This is a genomic window from Paenibacillus agaridevorans (genome assembly GCF_003112455.1).
GTDB lineage: Bacteria > Bacillota > Bacilli > Paenibacillales > Paenibacillaceae > Pristimantibacillus > Pristimantibacillus agaridevorans.
On record NZ_BDQX01000430.1, the window covers coordinates 171,673 to 193,975 of the forward strand.

General features: G+C 50.3%; 9 protein-coding genes. All 9 read right to left on the reverse strand.

The genetic code is table 11. The features are described 5' to 3' along the window. Positions 1-69: 69 nt before the first annotated feature. Complete coding sequence (locus PAT3040_RS32925; protein ID WP_108995995.1) at positions 70-1,119, reverse strand: zinc-dependent alcohol dehydrogenase; 1,050 nt, start codon at positions 1,117-1,119, stop codon at positions 70-72. Next, a complete protein-coding gene (locus PAT3040_RS32930; RefSeq protein WP_087566200.1) occupies positions 1,119-2,000 on the reverse strand; it encodes a carbohydrate ABC transporter permease in 882 nt (293 codons plus the stop codon). The genes PAT3040_RS32925 and PAT3040_RS32930 overlap by 1 nt, the downstream gene beginning before the upstream one ends. 12 nt (positions 2,001-2,012) lie before the next feature. Beyond that, positions 2,013-2,981: an ABC transporter permease gene (locus PAT3040_RS32935; protein ID WP_087566199.1), complete on the reverse strand. Its 969-nt coding sequence runs from the start codon at positions 2,979-2,981 to the stop codon at positions 2,013-2,015. Positions 2,982-3,072: 91 nt separating this feature from the next. Beyond that, positions 3,073-4,719, reverse strand: a complete 1,647-nt coding sequence (locus tag PAT3040_RS32940) for an extracellular solute-binding protein (protein ID WP_108995996.1) — start codon at positions 4,717-4,719, stop codon at positions 3,073-3,075. Between the two features lie 254 nt (positions 4,720-4,973). Beyond that, entirely contained in the window at positions 4,974-6,680 is a 1,707-nt protein-coding gene (locus tag PAT3040_RS32945) for a hypothetical protein (protein WP_108995997.1), read from the reverse strand. 178 nt (positions 6,681-6,858) lie between these two features. Continuing rightward, on the reverse strand, positions 6,859-11,859 hold the full coding sequence (locus PAT3040_RS32950) for an S-layer homology domain-containing protein (protein WP_108995998.1): 5,001 nt from the start codon (positions 11,857-11,859) through the stop codon (positions 6,859-6,861). 130 nt (positions 11,860-11,989) lie between these two features. Beyond that, a complete protein-coding gene (locus PAT3040_RS32955) occupies positions 11,990-13,348 on the reverse strand; it encodes an FAD-dependent oxidoreductase (RefSeq protein ID WP_108995999.1) in 1,359 nt (452 codons plus the stop codon). A 118-nt stretch (positions 13,349-13,466) separates the two neighbouring features. Beyond that, complete coding sequence (locus PAT3040_RS32960; protein WP_181376991.1) at positions 13,467-14,480, reverse strand: LacI family DNA-binding transcriptional regulator; 1,014 nt, start codon at positions 14,478-14,480, stop codon at positions 13,467-13,469. Between the two features lie 437 nt (positions 14,481-14,917). Continuing rightward, complete coding sequence (locus tag PAT3040_RS32965) at positions 14,918-22,231, reverse strand: Ig-like domain-containing protein (RefSeq protein WP_108996001.1); 7,314 nt, start codon at positions 22,229-22,231, stop codon at positions 14,918-14,920. Positions 22,232-22,303 lie beyond the last annotated feature (72 nt).

The window sequence follows — 22,303 nt, forward strand, 5'->3', positions numbered from 1 at the left end:
TACCCTTCGTATAATACCGGACATATCTTGCAAAATTTCGGTACCTTATATACTTGGTAGTATATATCACTATTCATATGTTATCAATGTGCCTAAAGCAGGCGAAACCGACATAAATAAACCCTCGTACATGCTGGGAATCTCGTCAATATGCACGCTCTGATTAACCAGAGGGTTGATCGAGATGCGCTTCTCCCGCAAGAGCCGAATATATTCGCTCATATTTCTGCCTTCCGTCCAGCGTACATAACCCAGCGGATAGTCCTGACCGTCGGCTTCGTAGTTGCTGTCGTAACGTCCGGGACCGCCGGCTCGCGATATGCGAATTTCCGCCTCTTTCCGGAACATTTTCTCTCTTGAAAAATCCATTTCGAGATCGCCGACAATGACGATGTTGCCCCGGTCCCGTATCCAGTCCAGACTTCCGTCAATCAACCCGTTGTTTTTGCCATTGGCCGCGAGCAGCACCGCATCCACTCCGCAACCCGACGTCGCTTGATGAATGACGGCTTCAAGCTCTTCTAGCGTTTGGGCCGTTCTGCCTTTGCTGAGCGATTCGAACAAGGCGCAACGCTCCGCCTGCAAATCGTAAACAATCGTATCATAAGCCGCCGCGCTGGCAATTTGGGCTGTAATCTGGCCGATAATGCCCATCCCCACAATAACGACCGATTGGCCGAACTCCAGCTTGGCCTGCCGCAGCGCATGTATGGAGATAGCGCCGAGTCCGGCAAATGCGGCTTCCTTCATATCCACATCATCCGGCACAAGCGTAGCAAGATGCTTGGGCACCAGCATATATTCGGCATGACGAACATAAGGCGCGCCGTAGCAGGCTACGCGATCGCCCGGTTTGACGTGATGGACACCCTCCCCCACCGCGCTTACAATGCCGCATGCGCTATAGCCCAGCGCAGCGGGCTGCTGATGATTGGACATCAGCATCAGCCGCTCTGTACCGTTGCTTACGCCGGAATATACGGTCCGAACAAGTACGGAGTGAGCCTTCACCTCGGGGACAGGTACCTGTTGCACAATCGCCTTGCCTTTGTAGCTGAATATTGTCTTCATAGGACTGTCGAGCTTTATCGTTTCGCTTATCTGCAATGGATTTATCATTATTCTTTTACTCCTCCAAGCATAACGCCTTTGGCAAAATATTTTTGCAGAAACGGATAGATGACGAGAATAGGCAACGTCGCTATGACTGTCGTCGCATATTTGATCGTCTCGGATACGCCGACTACGTCGCCGCTTCCGACCCCGCCGAGCATATCGTTGGTCTGCGAGGAAACGAGAATCTCCCTAAGCAGCAATTGAAGCGGATGCAACGAACGATCCTGCAAATAAATCATGGCGTCAAACCAGCTGTTCCAATGATAGACGGCGTAAAATAACGTCATGACGGCGACAACCGGCATGGAGAGCGGAAGCACAATACTCCACAGTATCCGGTATTCGCTCGCTCCTTCCATTTTGGCCGATTCGATAAGTCCGTCGGGTATGGTGGATTGAAAGAAGGTTCGCATCACGATCAGATTATAGGCACTGATTGCGCCCGGCAGCAGCAGAGCCCAACGCGTGTCGAACAAGCCAAGATCGCGCACGTTCAAATACATCGGGATAAGTCCGCCGCTGAAAAACATCGTAAATACAATAAAAAGCATAACGCCATTGCGGCCGTACAAATCTCTGCGCGACAACGGATAGGCGCCCAAGGTCGTCAGGACGAGGTTGATCAGCGTGCCCGCAAGAACATAGAAGATCGTATTGCGGTACGTGAGCCATACGCGAGAGTCGTTGAATACCCGTTCATAAGCCTCCAGATTAAATCCTTTGGGCCATAATGAAACGGCGCCGGACGCAATGGATGCTGCATCGCTGACCGAGGACACGATGACAAACCAAAGCGGATACAGAAATAGAAACGATCCAACCACGAGCAATACTATATTGAAAGCGTCAAACAGGCGCTCCCCAATCGACTTATTGTAAGTCATCTGCGTTTCCCCCTACCATAAGCTGCTTTCCGCCTTCTTCTTGGCCAATTGATTCACCAGTACAAGCAGCGTAAAGTTAATCACTGAGTTGAACAGGCCTACGGCAGCGGTAAAGCTGTAGTTGGCTTCGGTAATGCCTCTGCGGAAAACAAAGCTTCCAATCACATCCGCCGTCTCATACGTTGCAGAGTTATATAACAAAATGATTTTGTCAAAACCGACAACCATGAAATTTCCGATATTAATAATAAGCAGAATAATGATGGTCGGCATGATGCCCGGCAATGTGATGCTCAGCATCTGTCTCCACCGTCCCGCCCCGTCGACTGCCGCCGCTTCATAAAGAGAAGGATTGATTCCCGATAGCGCAGCGAGGAAAATGATGGAGCTCCAGCCTACGCTTTGCCATATGCCCGACCCGACAAAGATGATCCGGAACCATTCCGGCAGAATCATAAAATTGATCGGTTCGCCGATCACGCCTATTGCCAGCAAGGAACGGTTAATGATGCCGTCCGGCTGCAGGAAGTCAATCAGCATGCCGCATACGACGACTAGCGATATGAAATGCGGCAAATACGAAATCGATTGCACAAATCGTTTAAAGATTTGATTTTTGAGTTCATTAAGCAGCAACGCCAATATAATGGCCGCCGGGAATCCGAATATAAGCTGATACAGACTGATCACAATCGTATTCCGCAATATGCGGACGAAAAAATAGCTTTCGAAAAATTGCTGAAAATGCTTGAAGCCGACCCATGGACTGTCTCCAATGCCGAGGAAGGGCTTGAAGTCTTTAAAAGCAATAATCGCCCCGTACATCGGCTTGTAATGAAAGACAATAAAATATAAAACAACGGGAATCAGCATGATATAAAGCGATCGGTTTTTAATAACTCCTCGGAATGTCGCTCGCCGGACGCCTTTTTTCAAACGATCCGGAACTTTGTTATTCGATTTAGCCGCGTTAGCGTTCATATGCCCGTTCCTTTCCGGGAAGCCCGTTAATGCTCATTTGGTTAAAAAGGCGGCCCCAAAAGCTTAAGGGGCGCGCCTGCCTTGCATGCCGTTACTTGCCGAGGTAGTTGTCGTAAGCTTCCTGATAGACGGCAATGATTTCTTCGATTTTCATTTGCTTCAGTTGCTGTACAAAGCGATCGTATTCATCAAACGAACGGTTGCCCATCACGAAACCGTTGGCATATTCATCGCGGTAGGTGCGAATATCCGCCAGCAGCGATGCGACTTTATCGTTTTGCTGTGTAGTCAGCGTAATTGGCGGGAACGCCTTGTCAAAATTGATGTATTTCCCTACCTTCTGCTTAGCTTCAATAGCTTCTTCCATGTCATATTGCTCCAGGTAACGCTCGTCTGCAACCGTCGACCACATTCCGCCGCCAATGGTGTAGCTGAGCAATGATTCCGTGGAATTGAGCCCCTCCGGGTTGTTGAACACGGCATCGGTAAACTTCGGATAACCGTCAACCATCTCGTACGATACGCCCTCTTCGCCAAAGTTGTTCAGCATAATGCCTTCCTCCGAATATTGGAAGTCAAGCCATTTGACCGCTTCTTCAATATGCTTGCTCTTGGCGGAGATCGCTACGCCTACTGTTCCAAGCGGCCATGCGTGGAAGCCGAATCTTTGCTCGCCCTTCGGCCCAACCGGCGGCTCCGTGCCAACCAGCTTGAACGTCGGATGATCTGACATCAAATCAGTGAACGATCGCATATACGATCCGGACCAGCCTGCCCATGCCCCGGCGCGATCTGTTGTTACCTTCTCGGTCAAAAATTTAAAGTCAGTATCTACAAGATAGTTCTGATCAAGCAGCCCTTCGCTGTACAGCTTGTTCAGCCATTGCAGCAATTCCTTGTATTCCGCCTCGTACGGCGCGAATTTCACTTTTCCGTTATCCACGTAGAACTCCCAATCGGTATTGAACGCAGGTCCGAAAGTGCGGATGATATGCTGCAAGTTCACAGCTACATAAGGAATCTCGTCCGCAATGCCGTTTCCGTTCGGGTCCCCTTCCTTGATAGCCTTAAGAACGGTATACCAGTCGTCGATTGTTTTCGGTTCCTCAAGCTTCAGCTTTTCCAGCCAATCCTGGCGAATTTGCGGATACATCTGAACCAGATTGTATTCATGCAAGTTCAATTGGGGGAACTGATAAATTTCGCCGTCGGCCGTCGTCAGCAGCTTTCTCAGCTCTGGATTATTGTCCAGAATTTTTTTGAAATTAGGGGCATGCTGCTCAATGTAAGGGGTAAGCTCGACGAATGCCCCTTGCTGTCCGTACTTTGGACCTTCCGTCACCATGTTGCTGTAAGCGACAAGATCGGGAATTTGGCCGCCTGCCATAAGTAGATTGAACGCCTCGACGCCGTCAGCGCCGCTGCCCTGAATCCAGTTGATATTAATGTTTGTAAGCCCTTCCATCTTGACGAAAGAATTTTTTTCGTTATAATTCTGGCCGCGGAAGTTGCCGTCCGATACAACCCATGTATCCAATGTCAGCTTATCCGCCACGATCGGCAGCGCTCCGGCTTCGGGCTTGCCTTCATTCCCCTCGTTGCTTGATGTTGGCGATGGCGACGCGCTAGGCGACGCCGCCGGACTATTCGATTTCCCCGAACAGGCGGTAACCACCATTACAAGCGCCAGTGCAAGCGCCATCTTGGAAGCTGTTTCTTTTAGCTTATTGCTTGTCATATTCCGTTCCCCCAATCATGATTTGTACTACAAATACACTAGACGACCAGTTAACGAATTGAAAACCATTGTTTTGATGTCATTTCCTGATATGATAACGGTTTCCATAAATGAATTTAGTTTATATCTAGTGCATATTCAAATAATATAACCCGTAACCCCAAGTGTCAACCCTTTTTTAAATGCGAGAAGTACACTAGCTCGTGACCTAGACTTTCCGTTTGCGCATGTGGTTGCAAATAAAGGAGAACCGGTTATCCGAGCACTTCATTTTCGGCCCAGTCTCGGCTCAATTCCCCTATCGTCTCTCCAAGATGATTGAAATACGTTCTAAACGGCTCCAGCCCAGCGCCCTCGCCGCGCAGCAAATGAGCCAAGGTCGTTTGGACATCCGCTTCAAGCTGCTTCAATTCAGCCCGAATATCGCCTGCTTCCGCAACAGGCGCCGTCAGTTTCTTCCCATCCACCACTCTTGCGGGGAACAATGGAAAGTTGTAGCGGGTCAGGCGGGCCAGCTTGCTCCCCACCCGGTCTACCGCCGCCCTGAGGAATGCGCGCTCGCTTGCCGGCGCATATTGCCAATAATCAGCTAAAGCCGCTTTGGCGCTATCGCCCCAAGCGCATCTCGCGAACAAATAGCTGTTATAGCCTTGCGCCCACTTCCAGGAATATTCAGTGCCAGCGTGAGAGCATGGAACAACCAGATTCGTGACGGAATCGATGCCGAGCTGTTTAAACAGCTCCAGGTCGTCATAGATGCGCTCCGGAAGAGCGGGGAATAACGAACTTAACATAAAGTGGTCGCTGTAATATTCAAACACGCATATATTCCTGTTTTTATCGGCCGCCTTTGCAGCCCATCGTTCCAAAGCTCTTGCGGCTCTTGCGTCCTCGGCACGGCTATCCGAGAAAGACCATGGCCGGCTATAGTCCCTGCCCCAATAGGCAAACAGAACATCGTTGCGCTCCGACGCCTCCACTCCGTCAAGCAACTCCAGCATATCCCAGGACAAGCCCGCATTATAGGCGATATGCTCGACTGCAATTTCTATGCCGGCTGCGCTCATAGCTTCTTTTATGCGTTCCGTGAACCGGATATAGCCGGATAAAAACCGTTTTTTCTCCGCCTCGTTATCGGCGATCGCGGCATCCTCCGGCCATAGCGATATTCGGGTCAATGAGGACGGAACCTTTCCGCAATATTGCACGATACCGGCAATAACGCCGTCCTGCCAGCTCAGGTCGGAATAATCCAACTGATTTTTCTCCATTAATTCCGGCATGAAAAACTTCATGCTATGGCCGCCGAGCGTCAATGCGATGCCGCGTTTAGCCAACTCGGGGGCCAGCGCCGAACCTAGCTCATCCCATAGCATGAACGTCATAAACAGCTCGTTGATGCGGTTTTTGGCCAGCCAATCGATCACCGCCAGCAAATACGGCTCGTCCCTCAAATTCTCGTATACAAACCCTCTGCGCCGCATGGACGGAACTTGAACGGCCGGCCTATCCGCGTCATGCGCGCGAGTCTGCTCCCGCTCCGGGCCGTCTGCCTGCCGCGAGACGCGAACGGCCGCTTCTCCCGGATAAACCCATTCGATCCGGAATTCCTCTTTGCAATAGGCGTACACCGCATACAAAGCCGCCCTTTCGCAGCGGCCGGCAAGAATAACAACGTCCTCCCGACACAGAATGACGTAGGCGTCCTCCGGGTACTCATCTCCCGCGCGTTCCTGACCGCCTTCCGATTCCTTTTGCCAAGGCCATGCCGGCTTTGCCGCTACCGGGTCTAACGGGGCAGCCAACAAATGCCGCTCGCAATCGCTCCAGGTTCCGATAATCCACTGCTTGGCGCAGACAGCCGTTGCCCCCGCATAGACCTCGCTGATCGCTTGCAGTTCTTCGCTTGCAAAGTTTAATACCGGATGCGCTCTCAGTTGTCTGATCGCAAGTTTCCCCATCTTGTATCCCTCCCTATCGCGACGATAAAGACGAGTCGAATGAAATCGACCCGCTATCTCAACATTCCCTTAACCAGCATATCGGCCATGACCGCTTCTCTCCTTCTATCCCAATAGGTGCTCCATAGTTCCATAGAATAGGGTAATGCGGGACAATGCCCGCATCACCCGCAATCTTTTATTTGTCAAACAAATTCAATACCCCTTGCACGGCTTCCGCCCTCGTCAAATTCGCTTGCGGCGCAAATTTATCGTTGCCGCGTCCGCGCACCAGGCCTAAGGTTTGAGCGGCCGATACGGCGTCGGCAGCCCACGGGCTGACGGCATCCTGATCCGCGAAGCTGCCGCTCGCGCCGGAAACCACGCCGTTGCCGCGCTTGTACTCGTAGGCACGGTAGAGAATAACAGCCATTTGCTCTCTTGTAACCGCAGCTCCCGGAGCAAAGGTATTGCCGCTTGTTCCGTTCACGATGCCCGCCTGGAACGCCGCCTCTATCTCCGCCGCGTACCAGCTGTCGGACGCTACGTCGGCGAAGCTGCCCGAACCCGCTTCCGCCGTTTCCAATCCCAAGGCCCGAACGACGAACGCCACAAATTCCGCCCTTGTCGTCACTTTCTCGGGCGCAAAGCGATCCTCGCTTACGCCTTGGGCCATCAGCATAGCCGTCATTTTTTTGATCGCTCGGGAGGCCCAGTGGCCGGAAGGCACATCCGAATACGTCTTGTCGAATTGCATAACTGCATAACGTCCGGATGTCGTCACTTCCGTAACCATGCGGCCGTTCTTGATCGCTCCGCCGATGTAGGACAGGACCCCGTTATCGTCTATGCGATAGACACCGGTTGCATCCGGATCGATATCGCCATTCAAATCAAAGACGATCGTCACCGGCTCGGCAAATTGCCCGAGCTTCTTCTCGCCGCCTTCTTGTCCGACAACGGACAGAAGGATGCTGCGAATATCGCTTCGCGCAGCAACGTCCGCCGAGTACCGTGTCGACGCGGCGTGAGCAAGCGCCTCCCCGTCTTGCTCGCTCGCCCGTTCGAAGGTCACTTTGATTCGCGCCCCCGTCATGCCTTCCGCCAACCGCTTCAATTGCTCCATCACTTCCGCCGGAACGTCGAAGGCATAATTTCCGCCGTCCAGCTTGATCGACCGATTGCCGGCCAATTCGCCCGCGTTAATAGGAAGCAGCGCGTGGTCCGCGTTAGGTTCCAGCACGACTGCAACCTCGCCCTGGGCGTTCGGACGAAGCTCGTTCTCGGAAACGATCTGTCTTCCTTCTACCGCCGGTTCAGAAGGCGCGGATGGCGCCGACGGCCCCGGAATGACCGGAGGGGTCGGGTTTTCTGCGCCAGGTCTGTCCTTCTGGCGCGCGGCTTCATTCCAATACAACGTATAATTCAGCCTGGATTTGCCGTCTGCGCCCGTAACTTTGATCAACGTTTTTTCGCTGGCGTTCATCGCTTCAATCGCAATTGTCGCGCCTTGCTGCGACGGGGTCGCCTCAATCGTCGAATCCGCCGTCAGTTCTTTCACATAGCTGGTGACTCCCGTCGAGAATTCCGCGAACGGCTTGCCGTCTATGGTTACGGAACGCAAGGTCGCATCCGTCTCGGGCACCGGGATTTTCACTAATGCCGTTCCCGCATCCGGCGCATAATAGATGGTTCCGTCAAGACCGATCGTCATATCGTTCGTAAACGTGCCGTCGATCACCTTGTATTGCAAAGTCTCCGGATCAATGACGGTCAGTTGGCGGGACAATGTCGTATACAGCATGCCGTCCGGGCTCCATCTCAAATGATATGGCTTCCATTTGCTGGAGTTGTAAAGGCTTGGACGGATCATCTTGCTCTTCACGACTTCCTTCGTTTCTACATCCATCGCAAAGATCGTGCCGTCGACCGCGCCCCATAACAGGCCGTCCGGCCCGAATGAAATATCTCCGATCATCTTCGGCGTTTCGTCGATGCCCGGAATGTCAGGCGTAAATTCGGCTACTTTCCTGCCTTGAGCCACATCCCATACAAAGATTTTGGCTGCCTGTTGCGTCGGCGAGATACCGAGGCCGCCCCATACGGTAGTGCCCCCGTACAACAGGCCGTCCTTGTAAGCCAGCCCGATAATCGCCTGATCTTCGACCACATCGTCGTATTGCGTCCAATTGTCCTGCCGCTCGTCGTAGACGGCAAGCACGCCGCCGAGCATGCCGTAGTCCGCTACCGTGCCGACATACAGCTTGCCTCCGCCCGATGCAATCGCGAAAGGTCGGTCCTGATGATGTCCGATGTCATAAGACAGCACCGGATTGCTGCCAATTTCGGCCGGCTTCCGCGGATCGTATTTGTACATAACCGCTCCGACATACGTGCCGTAATAAACATGATCGTTCAAAAACCCAATTCCTTCGGGTTGAGCGAAAGCCGCAATATTGATATCCATCTCGTCGGTGAACGGGTTGTAGACGCTCATCCCCCGCTGATAGCCTCCCATATAAATGCGCCCGTCCATCGGACCGCTTTCGAGAGCCTGAATCCTTACATATTGAGATGCAATATCCAAATCAACGAATTTAATGGAGTTGTCCTTCGGATTATAGTACCAATACTCGCCGTACTGCGTGATCATGGCCAGCACCGTTTCTCCAGCTCCCGCGCCTTCCTTTAGCGTAATCCATGTCATATCCTTAACGCGCAGCGTGTCCGGCAGAGGGAACGGTAGCGCAATCTTGACCGATTTATTTTGCGCCAAATCGTATTTGAACAGCTCGCTGCCGTTCTTGTAATAAATCTCGTTTTCGTTATGCGGATTCGGTTCCGATAGCATGTTGCTGTATTGGAAACCTCCGAGAACCTCATATGTGTCCAAGTCCATTACGACCATATTCATCGTGCTGACCGACGCGAACAGCTTATTTCCTACCACGAAGACATCGGCCATCGTGCCAACGGTGCCGCTGTACCCCGCAATCGGAATCTCGGTTTTCTCCCCTGTTACGCGATGGATCTTGAACAGATGGACATTGGCGCCCAGCGCGGCATAAATATAATCGCCGTGCACCGCAATGCCCCGGACGTAGTCCATGCCGCTCATGACGCCTCCGTAGTTTCTGAACGTGCCGGAGGCAATGTCATATTCGAACACTTTGCCTATCCCTTTATCCTGGAAGGTCGCTCCATAAATTTTGCCGTCGGAGGATGCTTCCAAATCCCAGACCCAGCTGTCGGCAGGATTGACCCCTAGCGATTCAATCCGCTTCTCCGCGGGAAGATAACGATACAGCAGCCCGTCTCCGGTTGCGGCAAAATAAACGTTTTTATCCGAACCGATCGTCATAGCCCACATCGCTTCCGAATTCGGAATCAGCTGCGAAAACTTCAATTCCCCCGTCTCGGCATCCAGGACAGAGAATGGACCCGGCAAACCGTTGGAATGGAAATAAACCTCATTCTCTCCAAGACTGTTCGTTTGAATTTGTCCCGCCTGGCCCAAATTGACGCTTACCATGTCGCCAAGTTGAACCGCCTGTTGATAAACGCGGTCCAACGGCTCTTCTTTGGGCAGGATTTCAAATGAAACATCGTCAAAGTATGCCTCCGTAATACTCACTCCTCCCGAGTATAACGCCACCCTGGCATAGGCGGCATGCTGAGGGACTTCCATCTGCGTGCTCATGCGCGACCATTGATTCGTTCCCAGCGAGTTGGAGCTGAACAACTCCGTCTTCACGCCGACCTGAGCATCGTTGGCATCAAAATAATACGCTTCCAACACAATATTATGAGATTGACTGATTACGTTTACATAAGCGCCCGCAATATAGGTCTCCCCGCCTTCTACCCGGAACGGATCGCTAATCGCCCGCAAGCCCTGCCCCGAATCGCGATCGGCAAAATAAAGGCTGCTCGAGCCGCTTCTGACGCGTTCCGTGCTCACTTCGAGCACGCCTGCCGTACCGGCTCCGACACTCCAATGCGGAATCCCGCCGGTATCGGACGGAAGCTCCAAACCAGGGTTCAGAATTTCATTCGGCAAGTCAACCGGCGTCCCGCCGCCCTCTTTCGTTATGAACAGGTCGTCAAAGTATGCCTCCGTCAAGCTTGGAATGCCGGAATTGATGAGAAGCCGCGCTTTGGTTGCGCCGGCAGGCACTGTGAACGGCACCTCCATCAAAGACCATTGCTTCCCGGACAGCTGTGCTGCGGTAAAGTTAAGGAAAGTCGGGCTGCCCACCGCCGTTCCCAGATCATTCTCGAAATGAACCTCAAAGCCTATGCTGTGGGATTGGCTCATGACGTATACATAGGCGCCGGCCACATATTTGTCCCCCTCGTTCACGTCCAGAGGATCGCTATACGCCTGGGTGCGCGCAGTGTCCGACTGATCGGCAAAATAAAGGCTATGGTTGCCGCCGCGAACCGGACTGCTCGCAAGCTCCAGCACCCCTACCGTCGGCGCCTTCAGACTCCATCCGGGAATGACGCCGGACGCCTTCGGCTCCATCTCAAAGTCCAGATTCCGCACAGGTTCGCCGGGTCCCTCCGGCTCTTCAGGCTCTTCCGGCTCCTCCGGTTGGCCGGGCAAGCTGACCGCCTCTATCGACACATCGTCGAAATAAGCTTCCGTATGCGTAGCCGCTTTGCCGGAATTGAACCGCAACTCGACCTTGGCGGCATTTTCCGGCACCGTGAATTGAACAAGAAGCTCGTTCCAGTCATTAAGCGCCAATGTGCCTTTCGCAAAATTTTTGAAGGTTGACGACGGCGTAATCGACTTATTGTCGGCAGCGAAGAAATGAATTTCGTATCCGATGCTATGCGATTGGTTGACCACGTACGCCCACGCCTTGGCGTTATAAACGCCGCCGGGCACGACATCTATTTTCTCGCTTGCAACCTGCAATTGTTCCTGATCGGTCGGATTATTGAAATGCATGCTTTTTTGTCCAGTCCGCGCAAACTCGGTGCTTGGAGCCAAAAAGCTTATTTCATTTGTCGTGATCAGCCGCCATCCCGGAATGTTGCCTGACTCGTCCTCCATTTCGAAGCCTGGATTGACGATGACCGGATTCGCAGCCTCCGCAGATTCGGCAAACGCCTGCATGGATGACATCGAGAAAACCAGCGAGAACGAAAGAATGACGCAGAACCATCGTTTCATTAAACCTTTCTTCATTAGAACGCACCCCGTTAATTGAAGTTTGGTATTCCCATGTACCAGGCAAAGAGCTTTAAAAATGAATCATGCATTCACCTCCCTGGATTAGTAAGAACTCTCTATCATTGGCCATTTGCGCCCTTCGCCGTCATACCGCGGCTTCGGTTATGCCAAGTTCCGCATTACCTGCAAGCAGCAGCTTTTGCAAGAGATCTATAGGCACATCGCGGGTATCGCAACGCAGCTGAGCCGCCAACGCCGCCGCCGTGCCGGCCGCTTGCCCGATCGCCATGCAGCTAGGCGTCAGACGCGTTGTAGCCTGGGCCTCGTGAGAGGTGGAAATACAGCGGCCCGCCAGCAGCAGATTGGCCGTTTGGAGCGGAACGATGCTCCGGTAAGGAATATCGTAGGCACCGCCCTCCCGGATAAAGTTGGCGGTCACTCCCTTTCCTTCCGGATTATGAATATCGATCGGATATCCGCTGCGCGCAATAACATCCGCAAATTTGCGGGCGCTCAGCACATCCTGGCCGCTGAGCACATACTGCCCGATCATTCTCCGAGTCTCCCTGACGCCTATTTGGGTGCCGACGGCGGAAACGGAGGCGCGCTCAAAGCCGGGAATGTTTAGCTGCAAAAAGGTTTCCAGCTCCAGCACCTGCTTGCGCCCTTCAATCTCCGCCTTGGTCAGATCCTCGCTATTGGTAGGATCCAGTCCCGACACGCGGGACGTATTAATTAGCACCTCGTCCTCGCCGGGGCCGCTGAAAAACAATAGTCCGTCCCGCAAGATAGGCAACCGCGCCTCTCTCCACTTGCTGTAAAACCCCATAATTCCGGTTAACGGCAACCGGTCCAGCTCGGAAATCAACGACTTCTCGTAAAATTCCGAGGGGTTATTTTTCATATATTGTTTGATTGCCTGCAAATCTACGCCGCGCATGCGGAACTTCATCGTCATCGGCTGCAGCTTCCCATTATCGTTGCCTTTCTCCCAAGGAGCGCCGGCCATATAGGCGACATCGCCATCTCCTGTCGCGTCAACGTATACCTTTGCTTTCAGTTCCCTGATGCCGTTTTTTCCATATAACCTAATGGCGCCGATGCGCTCCCCTTCGGTCTCTACATGGATAACGGAAGTATGAAGCAAAATATCCGCGCCAGCTTCCGCGAGCATATCGCAGGCCAATACTTTGTATACCTCTGGATGGTAAGGAGTTAACGTATGGGTGAAGCCGATCGTATCCCGCAGATGACCCGGCGAAGCCCCGAGCGCCATCAGCCGGTCCACAATTTCCTGGGCCAGTCCTTTAATCACTTGCTCTCCGGAAGCCGCGTGAAAGGTCATCCACGGGTAGACCATCGCTGCCGTGGACATGCCGCCGAGAAAGCCGTAACGCTCTATCAGAATGGTTTTGGCGCCGGAACGAGCAGCGCTGATCGCTGCGGTTATGCCTGCCGGGCCGCCTCCCAAAACCGCCACATCGTATTTTTCCAAGTCGTGCATAGAAAATCAACTCCAAATCGTTTTTTGGAGCGCTCCCAATTTAGGAATTGGGAGCGCTCCATTTTTTATTGTAAAGATAGGACATCGGCCGTCAGCCGTGTCCCCGTAATGTTCCTCGTCAGGCTGTTCCTCTAATAATCAAATCGCTTTCAATAACGACATCCTTGGACGCGTGCCAGTCCAACTCGCCCCGCAGCATATCCAGCAACAGTTCCACGGCATGCTGCCCAAGCTTTTGCTTATGCTGTCTGACCGTGGTCAACGGCGGGTTCATAAAGGCTGCGGCTTGAATATCGTCATAACCAATAACGGCGATATCCTGCGGAACGCGGTAGTTATGCATCGTTAAAGATTCAATGGCGCCCAGCGCCATTAGATCGTTGGCGGCAAACACCGCATCGAATGCAAGACCTTCCGCAATCAGCCGATCCATTTGCTTGCGCGCTTCCTCCTGCTCGGCTTTGCCGACTGCCACCCATTCCTGCCTAAACTCAATGCCCGCGTCATGCAAAGCCCGCTTGTAGCCGGCATAACGCTCCTCCTCATGCGGAGTGCCGATCAAGCCTTGAATATATACGATCGATCGTTTGCCCTGGCTGATCAAATAATTCGTTGCATCGTACGTCCCCTGGCGATAATCGGAGGTTACGCAGGCAAGCGGCAGCCCATCGTAGATGCGTTTTCCAATGAGCACGAACGGAATGCCCTGGTCTCTGTAAAATTGCAAATACTCCTCACGGATGTTTTCGCCCATAATAATGAGCCCGTCGATTTTGCGGCTGATCGCGATTTTTTTCCAATACTCGTGATCATAATCGCTTCGATTGGAAAACAGCAGCAAATCATAGCTGTTCATAGCCGTTATAAGCTGAATGCCTTGAAGCACTTCATAGAAAATATGGTGCGTCAAAAAGTCCAGCTTGGCGCCAAATACGATAACGCCGATATTCCCGGTTTTGCCGCCAGCCAGACTGCGCGCCTGGGGATGCGGCGTATATCCCTTCTCGGCGATAATAGCCAGCACCTTCTGCCGCACTTCCGGCTTTACGCTCGGCTGATTATTAATGACCCGAGATACGGTGCCTCTGGAAACTCCCGCGAGAGCTGCGATGGATTCCAATGTATGCTTCACTGCAACCTCCATACACCATATCCTTCTTGCCAACAAGCTGCCCAATTGCCATTCGTAAAGAAGGTTCTATAGTGGCGCCCCAAAATTGGGAGCGCTCCAAATTGTTTTATATTCCTAGTATCCTTTATTCCGGTCTTGTTTGTCAACGTCTTTTTGATGCGCAAAAAATGGCCAAAAAAAATACGTCTCAAAAAGCATCCCTTATGACTTTATATATAGAAACCCACTCCCATTCGTTGTCGCGGTTTACTTATAAACGTTAGTAGTCTTTAATTGTTTCGCTATCCTGCCCTTAATAGCTTAAAAAAGGAGCAGCCGCCGCTCAGGCAAACTGCTCCTAGATGTAGAATGATCCCAGGTATAGCCCTCTTTCAATTGTATTGACAAAAAAGGGACCTCACATCCCATGAAGCATTCGATGTGAGGTCTGAAAAAATTTAGAATTTTAGATTCAATAAACGAAAGACAACAGCTGCTGCCTGTGCACGGGTGGTTAGCTGCTTCGGACAGAATGCGCCGTCATCCATCCCATTCACAATTCCGATAGCTTGAAGACTTTCTACTGCTTTGAACGCATAATCGGATATGGTACTATGATCTACAAATGTCGCCGAAGTATTTGTATGATTGAAACTAGTTGTTCCCGCAATCTGAATGGAACGGAATATCATGACCGCCATATCTTCCCGTGTAATGGCATCATTAGCCCCAAAATGTTGATCAGACTTTCCGTTGACAATACCGAGCCGATATCCGGCCGATACCACTTCATAATACCAGTCGTCTGAATTGACATCCTCGAATGCATCAACGGGTGATTGAGATGATGATGTCAAATCCAGTGCCTTCAAAATCATCTTCAGGAATTCAGCACGGGTGATTGCACGATTAGGAAGGAAGGATTGTGCAGATGCTCCCTCAATAATTTGTTTGGCGGCCAGAGATTTAATCATCTCTCTTGCCCACGGCACCGTTTCCAAATCCTCAAACAGGTCTGGCACATACGCGATTGCATAATAGCTGAAATCCTTCGGCTGGAACGTTATTTCTTTCGCTTCGGCATTGAATTGACTATTCTTAACGACTTCCAGCTTTCCACTATCGTTTACGAAATAAACTACTAAATTGCTTGGTACTTCACCTGCTTGAAGGGTGTACGAAAAATTGACCTTAACATTGTTGGCAAAGATTGGCGTTTGTCCATCGATCAGAAGACTGAGATCGTATACCGGATGGTTGCCGATTTGTGCAGCCGCTTCAGTAGACAACGTTTTCGAATCAACCATACGCAAGGTGAAATGCAATTGTTGGCTCTCCCTGGTCAAAATTTTGGAGCTCTCGTCCACGTCAATTTCAATTCTTACCGTGCCGTACTCAACCACAATGGTAGAGATACGCTCAGGCCCCACCAACAGTCGTTGAACAGGCAAAGTCAGATCCAGAAAAGCGCCAAGGTGATCTGAATTAATCTGAATATTAAATTTCTCATTACTGCTTTCCTTAAGGATGCTGACCGTTTCGGATTCGGTCAACTGGACCTTGATATTTCCCTTAGCATCCGGAGCAGTTGTCCAAACTCCTTTCCCGTCGATGATGTCCAGATTTGAAGGAGACGTAGAATTACCGCCTGACGAGGAGGAGCCATTATTGCCAGCAGCCTGTACGGTGACTTGTGTTGTCGCTGTGAACGCGCCATCAGCTGTTGTCACGGTGATAACAGCTATTCCTGCCTGTTTCGCTACAATAAGGCCGCTCGTACTTACCTCCGCTACATCCGATTGGCTCGAGCTCCAGACTACGGCTCGATTGGTCGCGTTCGCCGGCGCTACCATTGCCGACAGTTGTGAGGTGATTCCCTCCGTCAACGTCAGCTCCGTTGGAGAGACGCTTACCCCTGTTACTGGCACATCGCTAGGCTCAGATGTAGATGGCCCGAATCCTCCTTTAGCTTGGAAGACCTCGACTCCAATCCAGCCGCTGCCCTGCGCTTCAAGAACGGTCAGCTGGATAAATCTTGTATTCGTCTCTGGGGGTATTACTTCCGATACTCTGTAACGGATTCCGTTCGAGTTATCCGATTGTCTTGCCGCATCGAACGCTTCACCATGGAAATCGTCACTGCGATCAACCACAGTTTCCCAATCTGCGCCATTCTCCGACACGCTGATTGTATACCGCTGTGGCGCCCACGAAACCATATAAATGTCTGTTAGCGTCCCAATGTCGCCAAGGTCGAGGTTCCATGAAGCTTCCGTGTTCCCGCCAGGTGACCACGCCGTATCCCGATAGGACATGGTGCGGGCATTGATTAAAGGATTGGCTGGTCCAAGGTTGGTCGCTGATGCTGTAGCGCTCACCAAGCCTCCCTGATAATCATACCACGAGGAAATATCCTCGGTTACTTCAATCAGAATAGCGTCTTCGTTCCCTAGGGCATCTTTGACGGTAATGGCTGTAGTACCGCTCTCGACTGCTGTCAGCTCCCCTATCTCATTTACAGTCGCAATGGACGAATTATCAGAGTTCCACTGCAACGGCAGATTCGATGCTTCAACCTCCAACTGTACCGTTCTGCCTTTGGAAATCGGGTAACCGGGATCGTTTAATACAACGGCATTGGGCTCCTCTCCATCTGTAAAGATAAATACCAATGTACGCGTTTCTTCTTTGCGGAAGAAATCCAGCGTAAAAGTAACGGTTACCTGTCCCGTTGACCCAGCGGATAGTTCGCCCTGCTCATTTATTGTTGCATCCCCTGATGTTACCTTCCAATTGTAAGAATAAATATCAGAAGTGCCGTCTCCCCCTGTGGCAATGAAGGTCAACTTAGGCTTCGCATCTACTGCCAGCTCTACGGGGCCAAGGTATTCCTCGCCATCCGCATACACCTGGATCACTTCAGAAGCATTTGGTCTCCCTATTGTGACTTTCACATCTTCGTAGACTTCAGGCGTGCTTAACGAAGAAATTCGAATGTAGTCAGTAGTGCTTTGAATCGCCTCGTAGTTGCCATAGTCAACGAATAAAGCTTCGTTCAAGCCAATTGTACCGTCCGATTCAATTGCCAGCTTATCTGCTAAATCTCCGAGAGGCGTGAACACAAGGTTCTGATCTGTTACGGACGGAATGACGCGCGCATTGATCTTCGCGGTAGCGCTCAAAGCCCCTCTGACCGGAACCAGCTTGATCCCTTCGCTTTCGTTCTTGTTTATCGCTTGCACGTCAAATTCAATTTTTTCTGGACGTATGGATGTCGTATACACAGCCAAATTATCAATCGTCGTCGTCCATGATGCTAGGGAGTTGAAATAATGCGAAAAGGCTAACGCACCTATGCTGTTTGAGTAGCTAACCCTGGAATCCATAACGATGTCCGATACAGTAGCGATAATGTCAGATTTTTGTTTATCTGTCACGGTAAAGCTGATCGTTCGGGCTTTGAAATCCAATTTGACCCGAACATTGTACTCTTTGTTTGCTCCTTTTAATCCGTGACCTACATTAGCCGTATCGGAATACGTTCCACCAGCTCCGCCGCCCCCGTGGATGTAATTGAAAATTCCATTGACATCCCCGTTTCTTGTTGGCATTGCTGTTGAGCCATTATACATGTAAAATGTCATTTCATAATCCGTGCCGGATATGCTAGGATACGTGGCTAAAGCCAGATACGTATTACCGCTTGCATCTTCGAGTGAAATATGTGCGCCCCTGGACCGGTTATCCGGTGTGAAAGACCCTACATTCCAATCAAAATCAACAACCACTTGATCGCCGCTTACCGGCGTAAACATTCTCCGGCTTAGCGTAGGTGGCGCTCCGTTGCCTCGTTGACTTTTAACGGCAGCTTGCATTTTTTTATCTCCGTCCACATCAACCACTTCATACGCAAATGTATGGCTATCCGTAAATCCGCCTTTAGAGCCTAGTTCGTAGTTCTCCCAGTCGTCACTAATATTTGGCACGTAAATTGTAGCGCTTTCAGTATATCCTCCATCCAAAGCTTCAGCTGTAATCACGGCCACACCAGACTTGTGGGCGGTTACGATGCCATTTGCGTCAACTGAAGCAACCGCGTCATTGTTAGAGGACCAGACAACGCTAGTATTTGTAGCTTCCTCGGGTGAAAAGACGGCTACCAATTGATTAACAGGCTTTATCTCTCCTTTACCCGCCGAATCAGGAGAAAAATAATTGGATTTTATCCACAGCTCATTAGCCGACAACCCCATAGCAACTGGAGAAATAGGCTGCTTCACTACCGTTACCACACTCTCCGCGGTTACACCGCTACCGTCCGCCGAAGTCGCAATAATTGTACCCGAACCTTCCTGCAGCCCAGTCACAGTACCATTGTGGTCGACGGAAATAATCCCTTCATCTCCCGGCTTCACACGCCATACAACATTTTTGTTCACTGCATTATCCGGCAGCGACATAGGAACGAGTGTTTTGTTATGTCCTACGAGTATCCCTATCTTATTGTTGGAGAGCAGGATTTGTTCCACCAATACGTCTGTTACAGTGATCGTAATAGAGTCCTTTATGGTAGGGTTCGAATCGGAAATAGCCGTTATCTTTACGACACCAGGGGTAATGGCGGTAACCCATCCATTTGAATCCACTTTAGCAATATTTTCATTATCGCTAAGCCAATTCACCTTGTAGAAGGATGCATCATTAGGAGTTATGGAAGCGGCTAACTGCAAGTTCCTCCCAGCGCGTACCAAACTGTCCTCTTGATGGATGGATACCTCCGCAACATCCGTTTGAGCTACCATTACACTAAAATTCACGGCAGCAGCTCCATCGCTTGATGTAGCAGTAACCGTAACCGTTCCGCCTTTGGCGGGATTCAACTGAACCACTGGTTCCAATTTGGAGGAAGAGAGCTTATCGTTAAGCGTACGCATGACTCTGTCATCGGTTTCCCAAGTGTCGCCATACCACCAGGCGACTTCAGGATCGGATACGGCATAAACAACGGCTTTATCGGTGGGATTGCCAGCAAGTACAGTTTTAAACTTGATCTTATCGTATGGTTTCGCATTAATCGTAGTCCCTGCCGATATGATTCCCGAATCAATGCTGCTTCTATTTCTTATGACTTCATAGGAAATTTGAATATCGCTGGCCTGATCGGCTTCTAATATAGTCACCGTTACAGATTTGGAGATGCTTCCAATAGTTGCCGTTATGAGGGCTGTACCTTCAGACTTGCCTTTCACAAAACCGTAATTCGATACTTCGGCTACAGTGGGATCATCTGATGTGTAACGAATCTTGTAATCCTTAAGCAATTTGTCCACTGGAGCGATTGTAGGCTGTAAGCGGCTGATTTCGCCAACTTTCAAAGTCAAGTCGTTGTTGGAAAAGGTTAGGTCGGTTACTTCTTCAACTTCATAATTCGTGCCATTATACCTCAACGGATTATATACGGCATCCGATGTTTTTTTTGAATGTCCCCTATGCAGAAAAGCAAACATGCTGTCCATCATATCGCCCGGTTTACCGCTCTGCGAACTGCCCATTTCTTTTATGCTTTCCGTTCCATTGTTAAACAATATACGTTTACTACCCCCAGCTGTTTCTCCAGCTTTGTGGCCGGCTCCGTATATCGCGATTGGCTCTGCATTCCAATAATAAAAGCCTCTTGTTGTGCCGTATGGATTGGGCATATCGAGCGGGGCCTGTATATAATCCAATAAAAAATTGTACTGGCCTGACGGAGAAGCACTGTAATATTGCGTCAATGCCATCGTGCTTTCAGTATCCGTAATGGGGGACTCTCGCGTAAATGAGAAACCTGTTTCCACGTTAATATAGTCGTAGAATTTTGTTGCATTATTTTGCATCGCAGCGTTCATCATGATGAATTGGCCGGTCGTTTCCCGTCCTCCATAAAGCGAAAAAGCCATTCCGTCAAATTCGGCGCCGCGATTCGCGAAAGCCTGGAAAAAACCTGAGATTTGCGCTGCATTGTACCCCGTATTCGTATGTATCGTGTGAATGACTCCGGGATAAACGCTTTTTGCCGCGCGAGTAGAAGCTGTAATAATGGCAGCATGTTCATTGTATTTCGAACCCATTGCTACCGGGAATAGCAAGCCGCCATCTTGTTCATTCCCATGCTTCACGGAAATGATATCGACGCCCGCAGTCTTCATTTCGCTAAGCGTATCGTAAACATAGTTATAAACGGCCGTCTCCAGCATCCCAATATCGGGATTGGACAGCTTCCCAACATAATCCTTTTCAATCCATTCATAAGGCATGTGTGCCTTGGCCGCGCTAATCCATGTATCGCTATAATGGAAGCTAGGCGTATAGGTCATATTTAATTCGGTAACGCGTTTGCCAATAGCAACGCTATGCTTTTTCCCGAAGTATCCGGTTACGACTTGTCGGCCGGTTACCACTTCTCCATCATATCCTACGGCCTGAGTAGTTAGTGGAGTTAAAGTATTCCAGTCATAAACCGGATTTCCCGCCTTGATCCATACCGTGGTCAGAATCGAATTCACGCCATGATTGGCCAGAATTCGCAATGCATCCTGTTGTACGCCATTCGCGAAATATTTCCCTCCACTGTCCTCTATAACCTGTAGAAGCGTCATGTCAGCGCCTTTGATATAATCATTGTTTATTTCAAATACGTTAAAATTGTCGACATAAGCAAATTTGTTGCCGTTCGATTTCCAATCGTCTGCAGGGTGAGCGTTTTCCGTTTCTGTGAAATCCGGCCGTTTCCATCCATTGGGATAGGGATGGTCCTCATCTATATTTTCATAAACGGTCACAGAGTCGAGATAGTTTTGATCGTATATCGTATTCGCATAAAGCTCTACCTCTGACTGATCCTCTCCCGTGCGAAATGCAATTGTGACAAGTGCATACCCCTCGGTACTGGCAGGAGCTTGCCGCAAAACAACGCCGTCCATTCCTCTGACGCCAAGATTAACACGATTCCCTAACGATTCCCTTTCTACAAAGACGCCAAACACGGATGATTCGGTTAGATTATATTGTTTTGTTGATTTGAACTTGTCTTGCTCATCCACTTTCATCCTTACTGTCGCAATATAATCGGTATTAGGTTTTATCGATACTTTTTGACTAACCTCAGACTGATCAGCTAGTTTCACTGCATTCGCGCCTGTATCAGATTGAAGTGTATCAATGGCAGCACTACCTTTTGTTTGCCAGCCTTGAAGTCCTTCTTCAAAGCTCCAGTTCTGTAACGGATTATAATCATTTGAATCAAGCGTAATGATCATCTCGTCGATTTGGAGTCCGTTTGAAGTTCCCGCATTTACATGAATCGTCATTTGACCGTTATAAACCAGTACGTTCCTATGTGCTATTTCCCTCCATGTAGTGGAGTCAATCAATGTATCGATGCGAAGTACAGAATCAGGGCCGCCTGTTTCTCGAATCGATAAGTTGGCGGAGTTGCTGCTCGTCGCCCCTTTTACCCACATGCTAACTGTGTAACTACCCTGCGGGATTCCAGTGACCGTTTTGCTTAAAGAAGAACCTGATCTCAGTAAAGCTGACTTACCGTTCTTTCCGCCACTCGTTTGTATCGTGACATTGCCATTTGCATTCCAGCCCTCTAAATTTGATTCAAATCCCAGGTTAGCTCCCTCTGCTTTCACTTCTTGTGCATACACAGCAACAACTGGGCTCGCGATAACTATTGAAAATAATAGCGTCACAGATAGTAAACAGGACATCATTTGTTTCCACATGAATATTCCCCCTATTCGGAATAGCGACTAGCATACTTAATGTCAAATGAACCACAAACAAGGTAAAGCGCT

What these genes read in the sequence shown, in the direction of transcription:
- PAT3040_RS32925 (WP_108995995.1), bottom strand. Translation starts at nt 1,119, where the DNA reads ATGATAAATCCATTGCAGATAAGCGAAACGATAAAGCTCGACAGTCCT.
- PAT3040_RS32930 (WP_087566200.1), bottom strand. Translation starts at nt 2,000, where the DNA reads ATGACTTACAATAAGTCGATTGGGGAGCGCCTGTTTGACGCTTTCAAT.
- PAT3040_RS32935 (WP_087566199.1), bottom strand. Translation starts at nt 2,981, where the DNA reads ATGAACGCTAACGCGGCTAAATCGAATAACAAAGTTCCGGATCGTTTG.
- PAT3040_RS32940 (WP_108995996.1), bottom strand. Translation starts at nt 4,719, where the DNA reads ATGACAAGCAATAAGCTAAAAGAAACAGCTTCCAAGATGGCGCTTGCA.
- PAT3040_RS32945 (WP_108995997.1), bottom strand. Translation starts at nt 6,680, where the DNA reads ATGGGGAAACTTGCGATCAGACAACTGAGAGCGCATCCGGTATTAAAC.
- PAT3040_RS32950 (WP_108995998.1), bottom strand. Translation starts at nt 11,859, where the DNA reads ATGAAGAAAGGTTTAATGAAACGATGGTTCTGCGTCATTCTTTCGTTC.
- PAT3040_RS32955 (WP_108995999.1), bottom strand. Translation starts at nt 13,348, where the DNA reads ATGCACGACTTGGAAAAATACGATGTGGCGGTTTTGGGAGGCGGCCCG.
- PAT3040_RS32965 (WP_108996001.1), bottom strand. Translation starts at nt 22,231, where the DNA reads ATGTGGAAACAAATGATGTCCTGTTTACTATCTGTGACGCTATTATTT.